General features: G+C 42.7%; 21 protein-coding genes and 3 pseudogenes. 8 read left to right on the top strand and 16 right to left on the bottom strand.

Annotated features, from left to right (window positions below):
* From BMX22_RS16540 to BMX22_RS12600, 6 genes and pseudogenes are all read left to right on the top strand, one after another.
* The coding region (locus BMX22_RS16540) for a hypothetical protein (RefSeq protein WP_177173030.1) at positions 1 to 405 on the top strand (405 nt) is incomplete at its 5' end.
* Positions 406 to 414: 9 nt separating this feature from the next.
* Positions 415 to 699 carry a DUF4314 domain-containing protein gene (locus tag BMX22_RS12585; RefSeq protein WP_031563615.1) on the top strand — a complete coding sequence of 95 codons (285 nt, stop codon included), beginning with the start codon at positions 415 to 417 and terminating at the stop codon, positions 697 to 699.
* Positions 700 to 945: 246 nt separating this feature from the next.
* Positions 946 to 1,059: pseudogene (locus BMX22_RS16920) on the top strand (recombinase zinc beta ribbon domain-containing protein); the annotation flags it as partial.
* Between the two features lie 135 nt (positions 1,060 to 1,194).
* Entirely contained in the window at positions 1,195 to 1,566 is a 372-nt protein-coding gene (locus BMX22_RS16925; RefSeq protein ID WP_318259748.1) for a hypothetical protein, read from the top strand.
* Between the two features lie 172 nt (positions 1,567 to 1,738).
* On the top strand, positions 1,739 to 5,065 hold the full coding sequence (locus BMX22_RS12595) for a hypothetical protein (RefSeq protein WP_074742781.1): 3,327 nt from the start codon (positions 1,739 to 1,741) through the stop codon (positions 5,063 to 5,065).
* A gap of 760 nt (positions 5,066 to 5,825) precedes the next feature.
* Positions 5,826 to 6,107, top strand: coding sequence for a hypothetical protein (locus BMX22_RS12600; protein WP_074742782.1), 282 nt, complete (start codon positions 5,826 to 5,828; stop codon positions 6,105 to 6,107).
* On the opposite strand, the gene BMX22_RS12605 is transcribed toward BMX22_RS12600, so the two are convergent.
* The 4 genes from BMX22_RS12605 to BMX22_RS12620 form a co-directional block, all read right to left on the bottom strand.
* Positions 6,058 to 7,839 carry an ABC transporter permease gene (locus BMX22_RS12605; RefSeq protein WP_074742783.1) on the bottom strand — a complete coding sequence of 594 codons (1,782 nt, stop codon included), beginning with the start codon at positions 7,837 to 7,839 and terminating at the stop codon, positions 6,058 to 6,060. The genes BMX22_RS12600 and BMX22_RS12605 overlap by 50 nt on opposite strands.
* Positions 7,829 to 8,593: an ABC transporter ATP-binding protein gene (locus BMX22_RS12610; protein ID WP_074742784.1), complete on the bottom strand. Its 765-nt coding sequence runs from the start codon at positions 8,591 to 8,593 to the stop codon at positions 7,829 to 7,831. Before BMX22_RS12610 ends, BMX22_RS12605 begins: the two co-directional genes overlap by 11 nt.
* A gap of 93 nt (positions 8,594 to 8,686) precedes the next feature.
* On the bottom strand, positions 8,687 to 9,682 hold the full coding sequence (locus tag BMX22_RS12615; RefSeq protein WP_074742785.1) for a sensor histidine kinase: 996 nt from the start codon (positions 9,680 to 9,682) through the stop codon (positions 8,687 to 8,689).
* Complete coding sequence (locus BMX22_RS12620) at positions 9,679 to 10,341, bottom strand: response regulator transcription factor (RefSeq protein ID WP_074742786.1); 663 nt, start codon at positions 10,339 to 10,341, stop codon at positions 9,679 to 9,681. The genes BMX22_RS12615 and BMX22_RS12620 overlap by 4 nt, the downstream gene beginning before the upstream one ends.
* Before the next feature lie 162 nt (positions 10,342 to 10,503).
* On the opposite strand from BMX22_RS12620, the pseudogene BMX22_RS16930 reads away from it, so the two are divergent.
* Positions 10,504 to 10,782, top strand: a pseudogene (locus BMX22_RS16930) (recombinase); the annotation flags it as partial.
* 91 nt (positions 10,783 to 10,873) lie between these two features.
* The gene (locus BMX22_RS12630) at positions 10,874 to 11,086 is read left to right on the top strand and encodes a hypothetical protein (RefSeq protein WP_074742787.1); all 213 of its coding nucleotides are present in this window, start codon (positions 10,874 to 10,876) and stop codon (positions 11,084 to 11,086) included.
* Positions 11,087 to 11,373: 287 nt separating this feature from the next.
* Here the strand turns inward: BMX22_RS12630 and BMX22_RS12635 are convergent, their stop codons facing one another.
* From BMX22_RS12635 to BMX22_RS16180, 12 genes and pseudogenes are all read right to left on the bottom strand, one after another.
* Positions 11,374 to 11,802: an RNHCP domain-containing protein gene (locus tag BMX22_RS12635; protein ID WP_074742788.1), complete on the bottom strand. Its 429-nt coding sequence runs from the start codon at positions 11,800 to 11,802 to the stop codon at positions 11,374 to 11,376.
* 134 nt (positions 11,803 to 11,936) lie between these two features.
* Positions 11,937 to 12,701 carry a zinc ribbon domain-containing protein gene (locus BMX22_RS12640; RefSeq protein ID WP_074742789.1) on the bottom strand — a complete coding sequence of 255 codons (765 nt, stop codon included), beginning with the start codon at positions 12,699 to 12,701 and terminating at the stop codon, positions 11,937 to 11,939.
* A gap of 62 nt (positions 12,702 to 12,763) precedes the next feature.
* Positions 12,764 to 13,375: a helix-turn-helix domain-containing protein gene (locus BMX22_RS12645; RefSeq protein WP_074742790.1), complete on the bottom strand. Its 612-nt coding sequence runs from the start codon at positions 13,373 to 13,375 to the stop codon at positions 12,764 to 12,766.
* Positions 13,345 to 14,031 (bottom strand): phosphatase PAP2 family protein, encoded by a 687-nt coding sequence (locus BMX22_RS12650; RefSeq protein ID WP_318259743.1) that lies wholly within the window; start codon positions 14,029 to 14,031, stop codon positions 13,345 to 13,347. Before BMX22_RS12650 ends, BMX22_RS12645 begins: the two co-directional genes overlap by 31 nt.
* A gap of 214 nt (positions 14,032 to 14,245) precedes the next feature.
* Entirely contained in the window at positions 14,246 to 14,878 is a 633-nt protein-coding gene (locus BMX22_RS12655) for a CatA-like O-acetyltransferase, family 2 (protein ID WP_074742791.1), read from the bottom strand.
* Between the two features lie 31 nt (positions 14,879 to 14,909).
* Complete coding sequence (locus BMX22_RS12660; RefSeq protein WP_074742792.1) at positions 14,910 to 15,401, bottom strand: CDP-alcohol phosphatidyltransferase family protein; 492 nt, start codon at positions 15,399 to 15,401, stop codon at positions 14,910 to 14,912.
* 1 nt (position 15,402) lies between these two features.
* Positions 15,403 to 15,765 (bottom strand): VOC family protein, encoded by a 363-nt coding sequence (locus BMX22_RS12665; protein ID WP_074742793.1) that lies wholly within the window; start codon positions 15,763 to 15,765, stop codon positions 15,403 to 15,405.
* A 43-nt stretch (positions 15,766 to 15,808) separates the two neighbouring features.
* Positions 15,809 to 16,279, bottom strand: coding sequence for a GNAT family N-acetyltransferase (locus BMX22_RS12670; RefSeq protein WP_074742794.1), 471 nt, complete (start codon positions 16,277 to 16,279; stop codon positions 15,809 to 15,811).
* A 54-nt stretch (positions 16,280 to 16,333) separates the two neighbouring features.
* A complete protein-coding gene (locus BMX22_RS12675) occupies positions 16,334 to 16,741 on the bottom strand; it encodes a YjdF family protein (RefSeq protein ID WP_074742795.1) in 408 nt (135 codons plus the stop codon).
* A 2-nt stretch (positions 16,742 to 16,743) separates the two neighbouring features.
* Positions 16,744 to 17,592, bottom strand: coding sequence for an aminoglycoside 6-adenylyltransferase (locus tag BMX22_RS12680; protein ID WP_074742796.1), 849 nt, complete (start codon positions 17,590 to 17,592; stop codon positions 16,744 to 16,746).
* A gap of 4 nt (positions 17,593 to 17,596) precedes the next feature.
* Positions 17,597 to 17,866: pseudogene (locus tag BMX22_RS17070) on the bottom strand (alpha/beta hydrolase); the annotation flags it as partial.
* Positions 17,842 to 18,048, bottom strand: a complete 207-nt coding sequence (locus tag BMX22_RS16180) for a hypothetical protein (protein WP_143055533.1) — start codon at positions 18,046 to 18,048, stop codon at positions 17,842 to 17,844. The gene BMX22_RS16180 and the pseudogene BMX22_RS17070, both read right to left, overlap by 25 nt.
* Positions 18,049 to 18,050 lie beyond the last annotated feature (2 nt).

The following is an 18,050-nucleotide window of genomic DNA, read 5'->3' on the forward strand; positions in this document are numbered from 1 at the left end:
ATAACAATGGCGGAGTTTGTATCAAAAGCACTTGATGACGAGCTCCATCCCAAGACAACTATCAAGGAGGAAAAATATATGGGAAATATGCGTACAATGGCTTTTCAGGTCCCGGAGGACCTCTTTAATCAGATCAAAGACTACCTTGAGAGACACAACATGACACAGAAGCAGTTCGTCCTCGGTCTTATTCAGGATGAGCTTGACCGTGATTACGAGGAACAGCAGGCAATGGCTGAAAAGCAGCAGTCCGAAAACGAGCCTGACGAAGATGAGGAAGAAGCTCTCGATGAAGACGAGGACGAAGACTTGTCCGAGGATGACGATGAGGATCTCGACGAGGATGAAGAAGAATCCGAAGATATTGAAGAATCTGAGGAAGATGAGATGTCTATGGAAATGTGAGGTGGTTGCATGAAAGGATTTCCTTCCAGAGAACAGGTTGAACGGCTGAGACAGCAGTACCCGAAAGGAACAAAGATATGCTGCGACAGCATGAACGAAGATCCCAGACCTATCCCTCCCGGTACTATCGGAGAAGTTATAGGAGTGGATGACGCCGGACAGGTCATGACGAGATGGAGCAACGGCAGTTCTCTTTCTATAATCCCAGGCGTTGACAGTTTTCATGTAGTTCAGCAGGCTGAGGACGAAGAACCTGAGATAGAAGAATCTCAGGGAATGTCGATTGACTTATAATGCCTGATATGGTATAATATAGCTCGCAGTAATATCAGAGAGTCCCACGGTAAAATGTCAATAGACAAAAAGTAGAAAAAACAGTGAGGAAACCGTATACTCTGCCTAAAAAGAGACAAAAAAGGCATCTCCTACTAAAGCCCGCACCGAAAAAATTTTTCGGCGGGCTGGAGTTGCCGGATTAATATTCCTCCGGCGGGATATACAGGCGGTTAGTCTTCAGCAGTGTATGCTCTGACCGAGATAATGGTATGCGGCGAATGTGGCTCAGCATATAGGCGGCAGACATGGAACATACACGGAAGAAAATGTCCTGTATGGCGATGTGTGAGTAGGTTCGACAACGGTAACCGTTACTGCAAGCAATCACCGTCGATTCATGAAGATAAGCTTCATAAAGCGATACTGTCAGCAATTAATGAGTACTATGACTGCAAGGATAATATAAAGGAGCTTCTGAAAAGCAATGTGGAACAAGCAATGGCAGGGGTAAGCATGAAAGAAACAAAAGAGATCCAAAAAAGGCTTCGGGAGATCGATGATGCCAGAAATGACTACATCTCCCTTATAGCAGCCGGTACTATGGATGAAGAAGCACTGGATGAGCAGTTCCAAAAGCTGTATACTGAGGAACAGGAACTTAATTCAAGACTGAAGGCTCTGGAAGAAAACAATAATATCGACAATAATAAGAGGTCTCGGATAACTCAGGCGCTCCAGAATATAGAAAGTAGCTCCTGTGAGTTGACAGAATACAATGATATGCTGGTCAGAAAGCTGATAGAGTGCATAAAGGTCAACAGTAAGACTGAAATAACGATAATATTCAAAGGTGGGATAGAGGCTACAGTAGAAGTAGAGAAATAATAACGCATAAGCCACTGACAGACGTATGTAATAGAAACCATATGGCTGTTGGTGGCTTTTCGATTTGTTTAGCGTTTTTTCTTGAAATAATAATAAATATAGTGTATAATGAAACAAATAGTGTATGAATCGACCTTATATTCCTGATTTATTTCTGAGGAAGTGACTAAATATGAATAAGCAAGAAGCCTTTATAGAGATTAATAAGCTGCAAGATGAATATGTTGACGAACTAATCGGACTGATAAATAGTCCTGCGTATTCTTCTATGAAAGCTATCAACTTTACATCGCCAACAGGAACCGGCAAGACAAAAATGATGGGTAAGCTTATTGATCGCCTTCCGAAATACTACTACATTATTACAACTCTTTCAAAAGGTCAATTGAACAGACAGGTAAGAGATAATCTGATGAAAGATTGTAATAATGACAATTTCATAGTATATGGAAGTGCAGATTATAGAATTAACAGCAGGCTTGAGGCAGATGATATATTAAATCGCATTCCCAAAGGAAATGAATGTATCTGGCTGCGGGATGAAGGACATATAAGAACAAATCGCTTTGAAGAATTGCTTGCAGATCGTTGCTACAAAGTGATAAACTTCTCGGCTACAAATACTCATAGTGATATTCAGTGTAATTTTACTCAGACTATGATGCTGAGAACGGTTAATCAGACAACAGGCACACCTGAACAAGCTATAAGGAAACTCATAGAGATAAAGAAAAAACATAAGAACGTTTTCAACTACAATCCATGTGCTATCTTCAGATGTGTTGGTAATGATGATAAACTTCTTGAAATCATCATTAAGCTCTGCAAAAAGAATAATTTGAAGTATATTGATATAACTAACGAAGACTTTATTATGGCTGAACTTTGTGAAGATGATAATGAGTATGATGTTATAATTAATAAGTTCAAGCTTATAGAAGGAATAGACATACGCAGAGCCCATGTGCTTTATATGGATAATCAACCGTCAAACAATGCTACGATTATTCAAGCAATAGGAAGATGCAGAAGAAATGCCTTGCTGTATCGTGATGATATTGATATCCTTGCACCTGAAAATGACGAATTGTTAAAAGCTACAAGAGAGTGCTATGTTTATTATAATGTTGAGAAGATGAAAGTTGCTACAGATGAAAACGGCGAGCTTCAATATGCTTTTTGCAACTATGTATCCTGTCAGGAATTAAAAGCGGATACAACAATAGATGTAATAAATGGACAGCTTTCAAATGGACTGTATGTAATAGAATTAGAAGGAAAAACAGGCAGCTATAGTATAAAAGTTGATGAGCAAACAGGATTCAATGCTATTGAGCCAGCAACAGAATTCTACGACACAGTTATCCAAGAAGTAGATAATAACTATATTTATATCGGCGGATATCCAATAATGAAGAAACTTCATACCGAAAAAATAAAATTCTTCCCGATAAAGACTACAGAACGAAGGTATGATAGAGAAACAGACAGTTTTAGTATTGTTGATTGTGAGCCGTACTATTCTATTTGTGAAAACTATGATCAGTACAATGTGTCTTGTGATATTTCCGATAGTGCTTTAAAACTTTTTAAAACTTTGGTTGAGAAATACGATAGAGAATATGTATATTCTAAAATCGCAAATAATTGTATTGACATCCTTTACCCCAACTACACTGAGCATGATACTGAGTCTTTAAAAAAAGAAATATCAGCCTATATTTCTGAAAACAGTGATAAAACCGGATTAAAGAAATTCTGCCAGATGTTGCCGGATATTCAAAACCAAAGGATTGATGTCTTCGGCATTACATACTCAATCAATGAAATCTGTTCTGAGAAGGACCTCTTACTAATACAATCGCATTGCATTAGTAAGAAAAACTCAAAAATGTCTAATGATGATATAGTAGAGTATGTAAAGCAATCTGTAAAAGTCAGATGTGCATATTACCGATACAAATATTACTCAAGGCAGCATGTCTCTTTAGTTTTGGGGAACGAAGCTGAAATGCCGGTTTCTATGAATGAAATGAGCGAGTACGTTTCTGCATATAAACGTAATAATCCGCGAAACGAAAATGATGCATTAAACATAATTATCTATAGTATAGACAATAAGTTTACTCAGGATTATCCATATTTTCAATTAAAACAATGTTGCACCAGAGACGAGCTGTTGTCGATTCAATACTTATGTGTTAAATCAAAAGACAAAAATGGAGCCGCAGATTTAATGATGAATAGTCTCCATGATATTGTTAATCTAAAGAAGCACTTTTATAGTTCAAATTATGGAAAAGAAAGCGAAATAATCATCGATTTGATTTTAGATAATAGTATACAAAGATTGTTTTCCGGAATCAATCCAGGACAATTATCATTAGAGTTAACATATCCTGAGAAGGCTATTATCAACGATGATTATATCCGCAAATATTTTGAAAGATTTGATGCGAAGCTCGATCTAATAAGTAACTCAAGAGACTATTTTATGTGCTTTGATGATGTGATGCGCTCAATTATTAATAGCATGAACTCCACTAAAGAAAACCTGACAAATGGACAAATCTATCATTTGAAGTATTCGTTTGAGCCTTTGTTTGAAACGACATCCGATGCTGAAGGGTTCCTGATACGCAACAACTATATCAGAAGAATTAGTAAGATATCTAAGAGGGCTTTTGAAGAATTGGTTTTGTATACTCCGTATAAAAAGGTAGTGAACGATAGAGAGAGCGCCATTATCGGAGTGGATCTAATGAAACAAATCAGCCTGGATAATACTACGATATGGATTGAATCTTCAAATGTTAGTTCGAAGATTGAAAGCTACAACAAGTTCAATTCTTTTCTGACTACAAGGTATAAACGAGAGTTAGAACAAGCCAAATACCAGTGCTTCAAAGGAAAAAATAATTTTGCCCTTGATAAAAAGTGTAACTCTATTGTAGGATATTGCGTTGAGTATTATTCCAAGTATTTAGTATATGGCGAATCGTATCTAGGTCATTTTATAAAACAGGCACAAGAAGAAGCGGGCTCCGAAACTATAAATGACTGTATAATTATCAGAGCTTGTATGCTCAAGTACAAGGAATTGATGATTCGAAGCTATGGAAAAGCCGTATCTAAGCTGATCAATGTAATATCCGCACAGCAAATCGTCCAGGAAAAGTACAGCTACTTCGTGAAACTGGTTGTTGAACTTGGCTCCAGAACTGCAAGTTTTGTAAAGAAAGAATTGTATAATAATGTTAAACCAGTTAATAATTATGATCCTGATTTATCTATAGAACACATCTCTGGATTGGCAGACTACATAACTGCAGATACAATATTAGATGTCAAAGTTCGTAATTATATCGATGAGAAATGCGTTCGCCAGGTTCTTGCTTATCATTACCTATCAACCAAACGCTCAGATTTAAATATAAAAAGAGTAATTGTATATGATGCAACAAGCGATAGAGCTGTTGAAGTCAATATACAGCAATAAGAAGTATTATATGAAATGCATAGTTCCTTCAGTACTTAAGTATGATTGAGGTGTATAGAAGAAGCTCCATGTATCGTAAGATGCATGGAGCAAGTATACATATTTGTTAACTGAAAAATATTTCTATGAATATTGTTTTTCTCTTGACAAAAACAATATAATATGCTATACTATATACAAGAAAAGAATAGCGCGCAGGCGCTTTAAAAAATGGTGATATTAAAATCTGCGGAAAATTGCGGAAAATCGAATGTCATCAATTTTGTTATGCCCTGCCATATCGTCATGACTAAATGTATGACAATGCAGAAATAGCCCGAAATATCGGGCTTTTTTGCTACCCGAATTTCAGAAAAGTTATTGAAAAAATGAGGGATGACATTGGGGGGTTTTAAGGCTTTTTAGGGAGTTGAACCCCCACAAAGGTAGTTTTGGAGCTCTTCAAAGGTCGATATACCAGCTAATCTCAGATTTTTCAGCTAAAAATAGTACACAAAGTTTCGGACTCGGTTTTAGTGGTTTTCACGAAATGTGAAAACGCTGGAATCGAGTCCTTTTTTATTTTCCTCCAAAAACAAATGATAGAAGGTCTACCAGTGATTTGTGAGCCTTTTTCGACGGCATCGGCAGCAGGTCGAGAAACTACACCAACGATGACAGTAAAAGGCACTGTGAACGATTTGTGAGCCTCCTGTGGCAGATACATAGAAAGCAGATCACGCCTGCTGTCTATGGAATAATAATGTCAGGAGGAAAAGATATGAATAACTACTTTATGAGCGGTAAGCTCATGCATAAGGCTTCCGACCACAACACCAAACGCTGTGAGGTTGAGAAATGGGTATTCCTGCCTCACTCAGACTTTGAAAGGCTGAAAGCAAACCCATATCAGGAGCATGAAGCGATAACTGCTGCCAGAGACCTTATGTACGAAGACAAGAATGCCTACCATTGCATAATGCTGCTTGATGAGTACGGCGAAGACGGACTGCTCATCGAAGCTGAAGGATTTGATTATCTGTACTTTCGGACAGTTCCTTGAGGGCGAGGATCGCACCACAGGCGATCAGAAATACAAGTCCGATATACAAACCTAAGAAGGTCACGATCGCACCAAGACCGACGGCACTTTCATAGATCTCCTTCTTGGTGTTAATGGAACCAATGAAATCCTCATCCGGATGCTCCTTTTCCCATTTCTCAACAGCCTGATGAAATCTTGTGCGCATTTCTGCTTCAACAGAAATCACTTCCTCATCGGTATCGGCAGTGTAATTGCCAGCCAGATATTCCATATACCTGTAGTTCGGGTCGATCATATCATCCGGCACAACAAATATGCCGAAATTCAAAGCCTGCGCTCCGATCATGATATAACCGTCCTGACACCTGTCATAACGTGCGTGCAGTGTTTTGCCGAAAATCGTCATATCCGGACTGTTTGCAAGTGCCTTATCAAACAATTGTCGCTGGTTGTTGAAATTGCAAAGAAGTACATATTCTCCGTCATCCAGTGCAATCGTATCTTTTCCATAGAGTTGGCAGAGCGCATTATAATCGCTGATCCTGATAATTTCCTGCCATGCATTGCCTTTCAGCATGGGATCCTGTTCCAATGCCTGATTTAATATATCCCCCATTACACTGCTCAGTGTAAAAGACGGGTCTGCATAGGTGATAAAATGCACATACTCCCGGAATCCGTCAGTAAGCGACAGATCCGCTGCGGCATACAGGTTGGAAAGTGCATAATCACCGTTCTCACTGTCGCACTCCATGGTGACGATCTCACAGTCAGCGGTGCAGTATTCTTTCAGGTTACTGTTGAGAGAATTGCGAATGGAAAATGCGGATGCCAGTGTACAGATCGTAACGAATAACATCAGGCAGATAATGGTCATAGACAATACCATTGTGTTGATCTTACTGCTTATCTGGCGAAACGTAAACGCATTCAGACTGCGGTAAAACAAGTTCTTCATGCTCATTACGATGCGCAGGAGCATTCCGGATACCGACCAGAAGATGAAAAATGTTGCAGCACATCCCAGTACAATGCAGAGTGTGAACCTCGCCTGGTCTAACTGTACTAAGTGCCAGCCAACCTGAATATAGGCATATGTCAGTGCTGCTGCGGAAACCAGAAAAATCAGAACACATAGCACAGGGTTTTTCAGCTTGATCTTTTCGGTTTTCTTACCGGACTGCAACAGGTCAATCAGCTTCATGCGAGTGATGACGGCACTGTTGAACAGCATTACCACAAGATACATCACTGCAAAATATACAACAGTCTTGACGATTGCTTCGCTTGAAATGGTGAATTGATAGGCAGTCATGTCTACTTCAAACAAACTCGCAGTCAATGCACTCATAAGTTGTGAAAGTCCGATACCGATCAACAATCCGACAAACAGGGAACCAATGCCAATGAGAATGGTTTCTGTCAGAAGAATAGCAGATATTTTACTCTTGCTCATTCCAAGTGTCATGTACAGAGCAAATTCCTTGTTGCGTCGTTTCATCAGAAAACGGCTTGCATATACAATGAGCAGACCAAGCACACACGCTACAAAAATACTGACACCCGAAAGCAGCGATTCCAGCAGTCGGATGATCTCATACTGGCTTTCGGAAAGTTTCAGCATTGCCGCCTGACCACCAATCGCATTAAACACATAGAACACCGAAACGCCGATGATCAGCGTAAAAAAATAGATCGCATAGTTACGCAGACTTTTGCGGATATTACTGAGGGAGAGCTTAAAGAGCATCGCTCACGTCACCTCCCAGAAGCGTCACCACGTCAATGATCTTGTCGAAAAACTGCTTGCGGCTGTCTGTTCCACGGCCGATCTCGTGGAAGATCCTGCCGTCCTTGATGAAGATGACACGTCCCGCATAGCTTGCGGTGAAGCTGTCATGCGTGACCATCATAATGGTCGCACCGCATTCCTGATTCAGATAGCGGAAGCGTTCCAGCAGCATTTTCGCCGCCTTGGAATCGAGCGCACCTGTCGGCTCGTCTGCAAGCACAAGCTTCGGGTTTGTAACGATGGCACGAGCCGAAGCGACACGCTGTTTCTGACCGCCGGACATCTGATAGGGATACTTCTGCAAGACCTCCGTGATGCCGAGCTGCTCGGCTACATTTCGGACTGCCGTGTCGATCTCACCGGCAGACTTTTTCTGTATGGAGAGTGCCAGCGCAATATTCTCGTAGGCGGTCAGCGTATCCAGCAGGTTGAAGTCCTGAAAAATGAAACCCAGCTTTTCACGCCGGAATTTGTTCAAAGCCTTGCCTTTGAGAGCAGTAATGTCCGTGTTTTCGAGGAAGATATGCCCTGCGGTCACACAATCAATGGTGGAGATGCAGTTGAGCAAGGTGGTCTTTCCGCTGCCCGAAGCACCCATAATGGCAACAAATTCGCCCCTATCCACCGAAAAAGAAATATCATCAATGGCTTTCGTCAGGCTCGACTTGTTCCCGTAATATTTTTCAATTTGCTGTATGTTCAGAAGTTCCATGTTAACAGCTCCTTTCTGTATTCTATCATACAGCATTTTTTCGTTTCTGTCGCTGTTTTAATCTTACAGGACATTACAATTTTGTAATGTCACTCACCGTACATCATGTATATCATTCTTGCCGAATGTGATGATGATCTCGGTAAACTCCCTCTGCACTGATTTTGCTGCAACACTGTGACCGAGCTTGTCACACAGCTTTTTGACGATATAAAGCCCCATTCCCGTAGACTTCCTGTGCGTCCGTCCATTCTCGCCGGTGAAGGATTTTTCAAAGATATACGGCATATCATGTTCGGGAATGCCACAGCCGTTGTCACGAAAATGCAGGACGGTCTTGTCGGGAAAGCCCTCTGCTGTGACGGTAATTTCACTCGCTTCATATTTCATACTGTTGCCCATGATCTGTCCGAGGATAAATCCCAGCCACTTACCGTCCGTCATGACATCCATATCAAGATCTTCGGTATGGAGCGTGATATTCCGTTCCTGCAATTCCTCACGGTTTTTGACCGCAATATCCGCAAAGGCACGTTTGAGCGAAACGGGCTTTATGATGTAGTCCTTTTCGGCATTTCTGCTTCGGGCGTAGTAGAGAACATTCTCGATGTAATTATCGATGCGCTTTAACTGTTCTGCGTATTTGGTGTTACCGTCATTATGGCACATGAGCTGCACACTCGCAACGGGAAGCTTGATCTCATGCACCCAAAGTTCGATATATTCCCGAAATTCCTTGTTTTCACGGCGATGCCCAGCGATATGCTCACACATGGATTTGTTGGTTTCCTGCATGACCTCGTATAAAATGCGTCCGTCCAGAAAGTCAGGATTTTCTGTCATTTCGGAGAGCAGATATTTCTTGTCCAGCTCGTCCAGACAGTGCAGGAGTTTATCATAATAGCTCTTTTTGCGGAAATATCCCCACACTTCCGCAAAAATGATCGAAAGCAGAAGTATCAGGCTGACGATCACGATCGCCTGAAAAGATATGCGGAACGCCGCCATAAAGATCTGCACAAGCAACCAAGAAATGCCGTAGATCAGGTATGCCGTGAGCCTGTCCTTCAAGTAGTCTGTCAGCTTCATTTCAGCACATACCCCTGTTTCTTGCGTGTTTCAATGGCTTCGGGGAGTCCCAGTTCTGCAAGCTTGCCCCGTAGGCGGCTGACATTGACCGAGAGCGCATTGTCATTGACAAATTCGTCATTGTCCCAAAGTGCGGTCATCAGCTCATCACGGGTAACGATCTCGCCCTGACGGTCAAGCAATTGCTGAAAGATAATCATTTCATTTTTGGTGAGTATCTGCTCCGAGCCGTTTCGTGTCAGACTACCTTTGACAGTGCTGACCTCCACATCATGGTATTTCTGTACTGCACCGACCTTTGCTGAACGTTTCAATACCGCCGAGATACGCAGAAGCAGGATCGTCGGATTGTAGGGCTTTGTGATATAATCATCTGCACCGTAGCTCATGGACAATACCTCATCTATCTCGGTGGTACGGCTCGTAAGCATAATGACGGGTGTATCGCTGCTCTTGCGGAAGTCCTGCAAAAGTGTTTCGCCGTTCACGTTCGGGAGATTGATGTCAAGCAGTATCAGGTCAGAATTGGCGGACTTCATCTGCTCCGATACATTAGAATAGTCTGTCACAGCGATAGGCTCATAGCCTGCATTTTTCAGCAAGACAGACAGCTCATCACGCAGGGTTGTTTCATCTTCTATTATCATGATTCGTTTCATTTCTTTTGCTCCTGTTCCGTGGGATACTATTATCATAGCATATACTGGGGAGTAAATCAAGTTTCAGATTTGTAACCTTGACTCCAGTACCGGAATCAAAGTCCACACTATTTCTTCCTCGGCTTCTTAATCTTAGCCACAGCCGTCACATCGAACCCATACTTATCAAAGTCCGAGAACGAACTGCTTGCTTTCAAAAATATCTTTAATGACTGGTACGCCCATGATTGCAGTAAGAAAATTCGTGCGGTATTCAGGGCAAAAGGACAGTCAGGCAAGCACCTGTGTCCGCCCGTGTATGGCTACAAGAAGTCGGATACCGACAAGAATTTGTGGGTAATTGACGAGCCTGCCGCTGAGGTGGTACGCAAGATTTTCAAGCTCTGCATTGACGGCTACGGTCCGGTGCAGATTGCCCGTATCTTAACGGATGTAAGCATTTCATATGGAGACCCAAGCCTAAAGCAGCTATTTTTCAATATATAATTGCATTTATAACAATATCGTAGTTGAAAAATTGGAGGTAACCCATATGTTAGCTATACCTGAATTAGGAATGCCACAAAGCCAAACGGTAACTACCGTGTACAACGGCAAGCGTGAGGTCTGGATGGACTACGAACAGGCAAAGGCGTATTTCCTTGAACTCATGATGTCCACTGACGGCGAGGAGCATGAACGTGCTGAATGTGTTTATATTCAGCTCTTGCATGGGCTTGACAAGTGCAGTGATGAGGACGAATAAACAAAGAAAAGAGCGAGTTGTCAGAATGTAATGACAACTCGCTTTGTTTATGTTTGAGAAAGATCGTATTTAAGCAAATCCGAATGATTCTACCGATAGTATTCAGCAGGTAAAGGCACTGCCGGGCTGTGAATAGGTGACTGCTCCCGTATATTCAAATGCGTCTTTGATAGTATTCCGAAACACAGGTGTCTGCTGCGGCGGTAAAATGTGTAAGGAACGGCAGAGACACAAGCATATTACCCTCGTGATCTTGTATTGTGATCATGAACCGACCTCCCTATTACTTACCACTTCAAATCTCCGTCACCGCCCATAGCTCTTGTCATTTCCTCGATCTTTTCTAGCGGAAAAGGCGGTGTGGCAAGCGGCTTCATGGCGATCGACATCAGCTTCATAGGGTTATCATCAGCGGCGATGCGGTTTGAGTTGAGCGCTCCACATATCCTGCACCGATGAATGATCGCCCATTCGCCGTTTTTTCTGACCCAAACGCTGACAGGCTCCATAATGCCGCCGCAGTCCGCTGATCGGTCTCCCGGCTCATTATCTAAATGCTGACTTGACAAGCAGTATGGGCAATGATTTCGGTGATCGCTGCCTGCACCTGTCGGCACGACAGTTTTGCCGCAAAACTTGCAAATAAACGTATCATTGCATGGGTGTGTTTTATAATAACCTTTTTCAAATAGTCTTTTCTTATGTTCCCTGTTCATGGGGATACCTCCTGAAAGTGTGATATATCCATACTTCCGGGAGGCTTGTGAGCTTGCAGCAAACCTCCCGGTTACACTGCAAGCTCCGTTTTTCTGTTTTTAGTCAAAAGTCATTTCTCCTTAAGATCATGTTATTACCGCTTTTTGTAAATTACAAGCTCGGGATTTTCACCACCTTTATCATAAGTGCAGACCAGGATAAACTCCATATTCGCCAGCACACCAAAGCAGCGCTCACCGCCAAATTCACATTCGAGCTGATTGCCAAGATAGGTCGTGTTGTCGTCAAGGAATTTCACAGCGTTTCCGTTTGGCAGTCTGTACGGCAGATTTACATAGCTTCCCACAAGGGCACCCAGTTTATCCAACTTCGGCATACCCTTAATCTGCAATGCATTGATCTCAGCGATCAGCGTTTGCTTGAACTTCTCAAACTCTCCGCCGTCCGAAAGCTGTTCGTATCGCTTCCAGTAGTCAAGCTGCGGCAGAGCCGACCTCAGATATTCTCTGACTTCGCTCTCGGGGTGTTCGGCACTCACCATATTTTTCACACATATTTCGATCAGATCGTCCATATTGCTGTACATATATTCACCGTCGGCATAGCACCATTTGCAGTAGTCCTCGTTGAGAGTGCCGTCTGCTTCGTGGCTTATGATACTGTCATCAAGCGGCATACCGCAGCACTGACAGATCAGCTTTCTTGGAGCGCCTAATAGTGTATTTATCGACACATCGAAAAATTCGGACAGCAATTTCAGGGTTTCCGTGTTCGGTGCGGTCTCGCCTGTCTCCCAACGGCTTACTGCCTGCCTTGTGACAAAAATCTTGCCCGCAAGCTCCTCCTGCGACATATCGTGCTTTATCCTAAGTTCCTGAATGATGTTTTTAGTTTCCATAATATCACCTCACCTATATCATAGCATATATCAAGGCATACTGCAAGCAACTGTCTGTTGCATTAAACGCTGTGTACCCTGAAAACCAGTATTCCCTTGACAATAAGCAGCAGAAACACGATCGTCACCGCATATGGCAGTCTTGCAGCGGTCAGAAATAGCACGGCAATAATGCTCAGCACAAAGGAAGCAACGGTCACTGCGCTGCGTCCCTTTTCGATATGCCTGTATTGCATCAGCACCTTGACTGCACCTACTGTGATCAGCAATATCATCAAGCCCCAACAGACACAAGCGAACGGCAATGCAATTTGTGTATACCGCAGTAAACTGACCGCTGTAAATGTGCCGCCCAGCTTCTCCGGGTAAAGTGGCAGGAGGAGCATCATCAACGCCATGATGTCGGTGCAGCCCGTCAGCAAGTCGAGCAGATCGGCAATATTTTTACGGTTATCGTCCTGTGCGGCGGTGATGAGTTCCTCCGAGGACAACAGTTCGTCGATCGTGACAGAAAAATACTTTGATATTTCTTTCAAGGAGTCAATGCTCGGGTAACCCTTGCCGGATTCCCATTTTGAGATCGCTGTGCGTGATACGAAAAGTGCCTGCGCAAGCTCTTCCTGTGTCAGACCCTTCTTCTTTCTCAAGGTCTGTAGTTTTTCGCTGAATTCCATTTGTGTTCCTCCGTCAGTCTGACAGTGCCGTGATACAGCAGATACAGCCCTGCACTCAGCAGCAATGCCCCGATAATATCCGTCAGCCAGTGTACGCCCGATACAGTCCGTCCAATGACCATAAAGAGCGTGAAAACAGCAGTGCAAGAATATACGGCCTTTCTTACAACACTGTTCTGCACCCTTCGTCGCACTTGAAAGGCAAGCGTCGGCATCACACTGACTACAAGCAGCGTTGTCGAGGACGGATAAGAGGCTTCCATTCGCCCCTCAATGAGAATCGGGCGGTAGTTGATTGGTATCATCTCAAAGATCAGATAGCCTGCGATCACAAGGATATAATATACCCCAAGCAGCAGGATATCGCTGTCTACCTTGAACAGATTTTTTCTTCTGACAAGCTGAATAAATCCGAGCACGCCAAATCCCATACAGACGGCTATCGGCACAAGTCCCAACCAATCAGTGACAGTGTAGAGTACCATATGTACGCCTGTCAACTTATGAAACCACTGATTCAGTCCAGCAAAGCCGATGTTTGTTCCGTTCTGTCCGACAGGCTGCACGTCAACAGTCTGTATCAGCATCGTCCAGACGATGAAAGCCGCCATCATCCCCAAGCCTGCAAGTAGCAGTTTTCTTCCATTCTTTTCCACTGCATCAGATCCTTTCGTTCATTGCCTTTCGGCTGATCTCAGGATACCATGGAACTGTGAAAATGTAAAGAACCGCTGCGTCACATTGGCGACACGGAGAGTGTCATCATCGGAATATCGGCGTTTTTTTGATGATACGTCTATCATCGTCCTTTACGTTTTTTCGGTGGGGTTACAATCTCTGCATTGTTGCCGAACATCTTACAAAGGTTTTTTATGATGATCGTAATTTGCCGATTTCTTCTTCCAGATTTCTTAAAAATGCACCTGCATGAGCGCCGTCCATTTGTGTGTGATGAAACTGAAATGAAAAGGGCAGTAAAGCTTTGTCACCATCAAGCCTGTATCGCCCCCAAATCATAAACGGATTATTGAAAATACCGCTGTACATTCCGACTGCACCGTCAATTTCGGTCTCTACAATGGCAGAGGTTCCGATCACCATGTAGTTTTCCGATAGATCATGATCCGAACAGGTGTCATGAACTTGTTTCGTATATTGCAAATAATCCGCATTAAACTGTTCGAGGTCATCGGTGTAAGCAATGTCACAGGAACTCACTTCGCCCTCTTTGTTTTTTACGATCGTATTGACGGCGATCTTATCGTACTGCATCAGCTTATCGCCAACAGGCATAATATAAAACTCTTTAATAGAGCTTGCCGCTTTGCCTATGCAATGATCGAGCAGCATATTGAATTTCATACCTGTCATTCTGCTCTTGTTTATTAGGGGCATCACATCAAATGTCTTAAAGAACGTAACCATAGGGTTTGGTGCTTTCATCCATAATTTATATGCTGACGCTCTTGTTGTTTCTTCAGGATTGATCTCTCTTACGCTCATTTTTTCATCTCCGCTAAATCAACATTTCCCGTTAAGTCGTTTTTCCTGCTTGAATCAGATATCCTTCATATATTGCCGCTGCTGTTGCGATAAAACAAACAAATACTGCACTGTACCTCAGATCAATAAATGTCAGCGTCAGCGGAAATAAGAAAAGCAAGCATCCGGTCACTTTGTTTATCATGGAATGAACATCAACAAACGCTTTCTGTCTGATGTATCCAACCGCGATATTCGCCACTTTAATAAATGCTATGACTAATATCCATATATAAAGCCAGACCGGAATATCCAGTACCGGAAGCAGCTTGATCAGGCATACTATCACAAACAGAATGTCTGCGAACGTATCAAGCTGCGAGCCGAACTTGCTGACGGTATCTGTTTTCCTTGCAACCGCACCGTCGATCATATCCGAGAATCCGGCAGCGATATACAGCGCATAAAATGTTGTCGATAATGTCGGAAAGAACAGCATAGCAATGCTATACATTATTCTGAACAAAGTTATGATATTTGCCATTTTACATCGGTGTTCCTACTTCAATTAAGTTTCCGTCCGGGTCGTAAAAGCGTATGACCTTCTGTTCCCAGCTATGCATCATAAGTCTGTTGACATATTTCACTTCCGGATAATACCTTTCAAGCCTTTCGATAAAGCCTTCAATGTCGGCTTCTTCAAAATATAGCTCGCAGGAATTGTTCTCCGGAATTATAGCTCTCCCGATGAACTCTTTCCAGTATTTTTCTTCCTGCAGCACGAGCCCTTCCGTCAGTATCATATTGCCGTCATTGTCAAGGATCATTTCAAAACCGAACAGATCATGGTAAAACTGTTTGGCTCTCTCTATGTCTTTAACAACTATCAGAATATTTTTTAGTCTCATGTATGTTCCTTTCTATATAAACGGCTTGGCAAACTCCGATTTGTCAGTAACGTTCTCCATTCGGTTCGCTTTTTCTTTTCCGGTAAAAGACGAATCCATCCTCAATTTTTATGATACGATAGCCTAATTTTTTATAAAAAGCATTTGTCCGCTCATTCCAACATGGGGTATCCAGATCAAACTCAGCAGCACTTGGGAAATTCTTTTCTATACATTCCATCAAACGAATTCCGTAACCTTTTCTATGATAGATGCTATCAATAAATATTCTGCCAATGTATATACTGTTTTTTATTTCATCTTGGAATATAATGGCTGCCCCAACCAGATCTTTTCCTATCATTGCTTGATACAAATGCCCCTCCCGGATCATTTGTTTATGCCATTCTACCGAATCATATTCAGGCGGACAGTCATCTTTTGTTCCGCCAACATTTACGTCTGTTTCAAAAGCACTGATAGACATATCTACGATTTTTTCTACCTGATTTTCCTCTGCTTTGACAATATACATCACACTTCTCCCAACTGTCTTATACGATATCTTAAATCACGGAAGTACAGTTCATCATCGCCCTCTGTGCTTTTCTCTTTTCTTTTGCTGTTTTATTTCAAATATCCGTCTCTTGTCTGCAAGCTTCTGTTCACGGCTCTTGACCTTGCGCTCCTGTTTATTCTGTTCAAGCTGCATTTGCAAAGCCCTCTGCGATCTTGTGCCGATGCCCGTTTGCTCCATCTGTTTTCTTGCGTTCCTTTGTCTGCGCTTGGGATTATCCGCCGCTTTGCGCTTGTCTATATTTACTTCCCGACTGAAACGCAGTTCGGTGTAATGTCTGAGTAAGAACGCATATATTTCCTGTTCCTTCGGCTCTGCACCAAATGTGATCTTACACACAGACAGCTTACCGTTATCACAGCGTTCAAATACCCCTACCCAGAACGACTCGTCAAAATATACTGTCAGCTTTCCTTCCATAACTACATCTCTTTATTGATCGTTCCGGTCATATATGACATTGCACACGCCTCTGCTTTTTCGGGATATGCGAGACCTCTATTGTCGGCAACAGTTCTCGCCAGCCTTGCAAACAACTTGTGCGTTGACAATAATGCACGCCTGCAATCATCGGTGTCGTAGTGTGCAAAACAGTCTTTAAGTTCATCAAGTATGCAGCTGTCTGCCCAACGGTCAAGAAATCTTCCATCATGCCATATATCCGTATCTCCAAAACAAAGCTGATACTGCCCGATCATTTTAAGCAGGTGCTCTTTAAGATAGCCGTCAATACACATTTTCGCCGACCAAAGTTCGCCACGGTTCAGCTTCTTGCAAGCCCATATATTGTGGAAGAAAAAGTCATTGACCGTATTTTCATATTCTTCTTTTGTCATTACGGCATGATGTACTTCAAGTTTTACAAACTGCGGTATCATTTCCGCATAACCGCCGACGTCATAAAGAAGTATCCACCCTCTGTTCATCACCCATTCGGCAACGCCCTCTTTGAGCGCATTTTCAAACTGCAAGGGGGTGAATATTATCATATCCACGTCCCTGTCTTCTTCATAAATACATCTGCGCTCTTTGCCTCCGCCGAGGGTAGGCTCTATAAATGAAATGCTCACATTCCCCAAAAGCGCAGGATATTCCCCCGAATACCACCTGTCGGGGGCATTTGTCACGATGATAAGGTCAAGGTCGGAAAAATCATCGGCAGGCACATTGGAACGTGTCGATGAGCCTATGGCTATCACCGCTTTCATATCCTTGTCCTGCTCGGCATATTTACACAGCTTTTGCTTTATGTCACGATAGCGGTCGGTCATGGTTTTATCTCCTTTCCGTCAGCCATTCTGTCAGAAACCGCATCTGCTCCTCGGTGTGAAACCAATGCTCGCCGCCGGGCATGATCGTCAGACCAGCGCCCATCCTTTCAGCAAATGCAGTTATGGTTTCAAGGCTCGTCAGACCATCATTTTCACCATAGAGTATCTCGGTGGGGATTTTCCATTTTATCTGGTGTTCTCTGACATAGCAAAGATATTCCCACGAAAGAGTTTCCCCGAAATCGGTCTTTATCTCACCACGCTGTGCAAGCTCCTTTCCGAAGGAGAACTTTCGTATTCTTCACAGAGTATTTTTACCGCTTCGTCTCCGTATTCTTTTGCCAAAAGAAGTATCTCATTAAATTGATATTCCGGATTCGGATGCTTATAAACCGGTATAGCTATCCCATCACGCGACAGAAGCCACGCTTTGAATATGGAGATACATTCATCCAAAT

The sequence above is a fragment of the Ruminococcus sp. YRD2003 genome, from assembly GCA_900109435.1.
GTDB classification, from domain to species: domain Bacteria; phylum Bacillota; class Clostridia; order Oscillospirales; family Ruminococcaceae; genus Ruminococcus; species Ruminococcus flavefaciens_G.

What these genes read in the sequence shown, in the direction of transcription:
- BMX22_RS12585 (WP_031563615.1), top strand. Translation starts at nt 415, where the DNA reads ATGAAAGGATTTCCTTCCAGAGAACAGGTTGAACGGCTGAGACAGCAG.
- BMX22_RS16925 (WP_318259748.1), top strand. Translation starts at nt 1,195, where the DNA reads ATGAAAGAAACAAAAGAGATCCAAAAAAGGCTTCGGGAGATCGATGAT.
- BMX22_RS12595 (WP_074742781.1), top strand. Translation starts at nt 1,739, where the DNA reads ATGAATAAGCAAGAAGCCTTTATAGAGATTAATAAGCTGCAAGATGAA.
- BMX22_RS12600 (WP_074742782.1), top strand. Translation starts at nt 5,826, where the DNA reads ATGAATAACTACTTTATGAGCGGTAAGCTCATGCATAAGGCTTCCGAC.
- BMX22_RS12605 (WP_074742783.1), bottom strand. Translation starts at nt 7,839, where the DNA reads ATGCTCTTTAAGCTCTCCCTCAGTAATATCCGCAAAAGTCTGCGTAAC.
- BMX22_RS12610 (WP_074742784.1), bottom strand. Translation starts at nt 8,593, where the DNA reads ATGGAACTTCTGAACATACAGCAAATTGAAAAATATTACGGGAACAAG.
- BMX22_RS12615 (WP_074742785.1), bottom strand. Translation starts at nt 9,682, where the DNA reads ATGAAGCTGACAGACTACTTGAAGGACAGGCTCACGGCATACCTGATC.
- BMX22_RS12620 (WP_074742786.1), bottom strand. Translation starts at nt 10,341, where the DNA reads ATGAAACGAATCATGATAATAGAAGATGAAACAACCCTGCGTGATGAG.
- BMX22_RS12630 (WP_074742787.1), top strand. Translation starts at nt 10,874, where the DNA reads ATGTTAGCTATACCTGAATTAGGAATGCCACAAAGCCAAACGGTAACT.
- BMX22_RS12635 (WP_074742788.1), bottom strand. Translation starts at nt 11,802, where the DNA reads ATGAACAGGGAACATAAGAAAAGACTATTTGAAAAAGGTTATTATAAA.
- BMX22_RS12640 (WP_074742789.1), bottom strand. Translation starts at nt 12,701, where the DNA reads ATGGAAACTAAAAACATCATTCAGGAACTTAGGATAAAGCACGATATG.
- BMX22_RS12645 (WP_074742790.1), bottom strand. Translation starts at nt 13,375, where the DNA reads ATGGAATTCAGCGAAAAACTACAGACCTTGAGAAAGAAGAAGGGTCTG.
- BMX22_RS12655 (WP_074742791.1), bottom strand. Translation starts at nt 14,878, where the DNA reads ATGAGCGTAAGAGAGATCAATCCTGAAGAAACAACAAGAGCGTCAGCA.
- BMX22_RS12660 (WP_074742792.1), bottom strand. Translation starts at nt 15,401, where the DNA reads ATGGCAAATATCATAACTTTGTTCAGAATAATGTATAGCATTGCTATG.
- BMX22_RS12665 (WP_074742793.1), bottom strand. Translation starts at nt 15,765, where the DNA reads ATGAGACTAAAAAATATTCTGATAGTTGTTAAAGACATAGAGAGAGCC.
- BMX22_RS12670 (WP_074742794.1), bottom strand. Translation starts at nt 16,279, where the DNA reads ATGTATATTGTCAAAGCAGAGGAAAATCAGGTAGAAAAAATCGTAGAT.
- BMX22_RS12675 (WP_074742795.1), bottom strand. Translation starts at nt 16,741, where the DNA reads ATGGAAGGAAAGCTGACAGTATATTTTGACGAGTCGTTCTGGGTAGGG.
- BMX22_RS12680 (WP_074742796.1), bottom strand. Translation starts at nt 17,592, where the DNA reads ATGACCGACCGCTATCGTGACATAAAGCAAAAGCTGTGTAAATATGCC.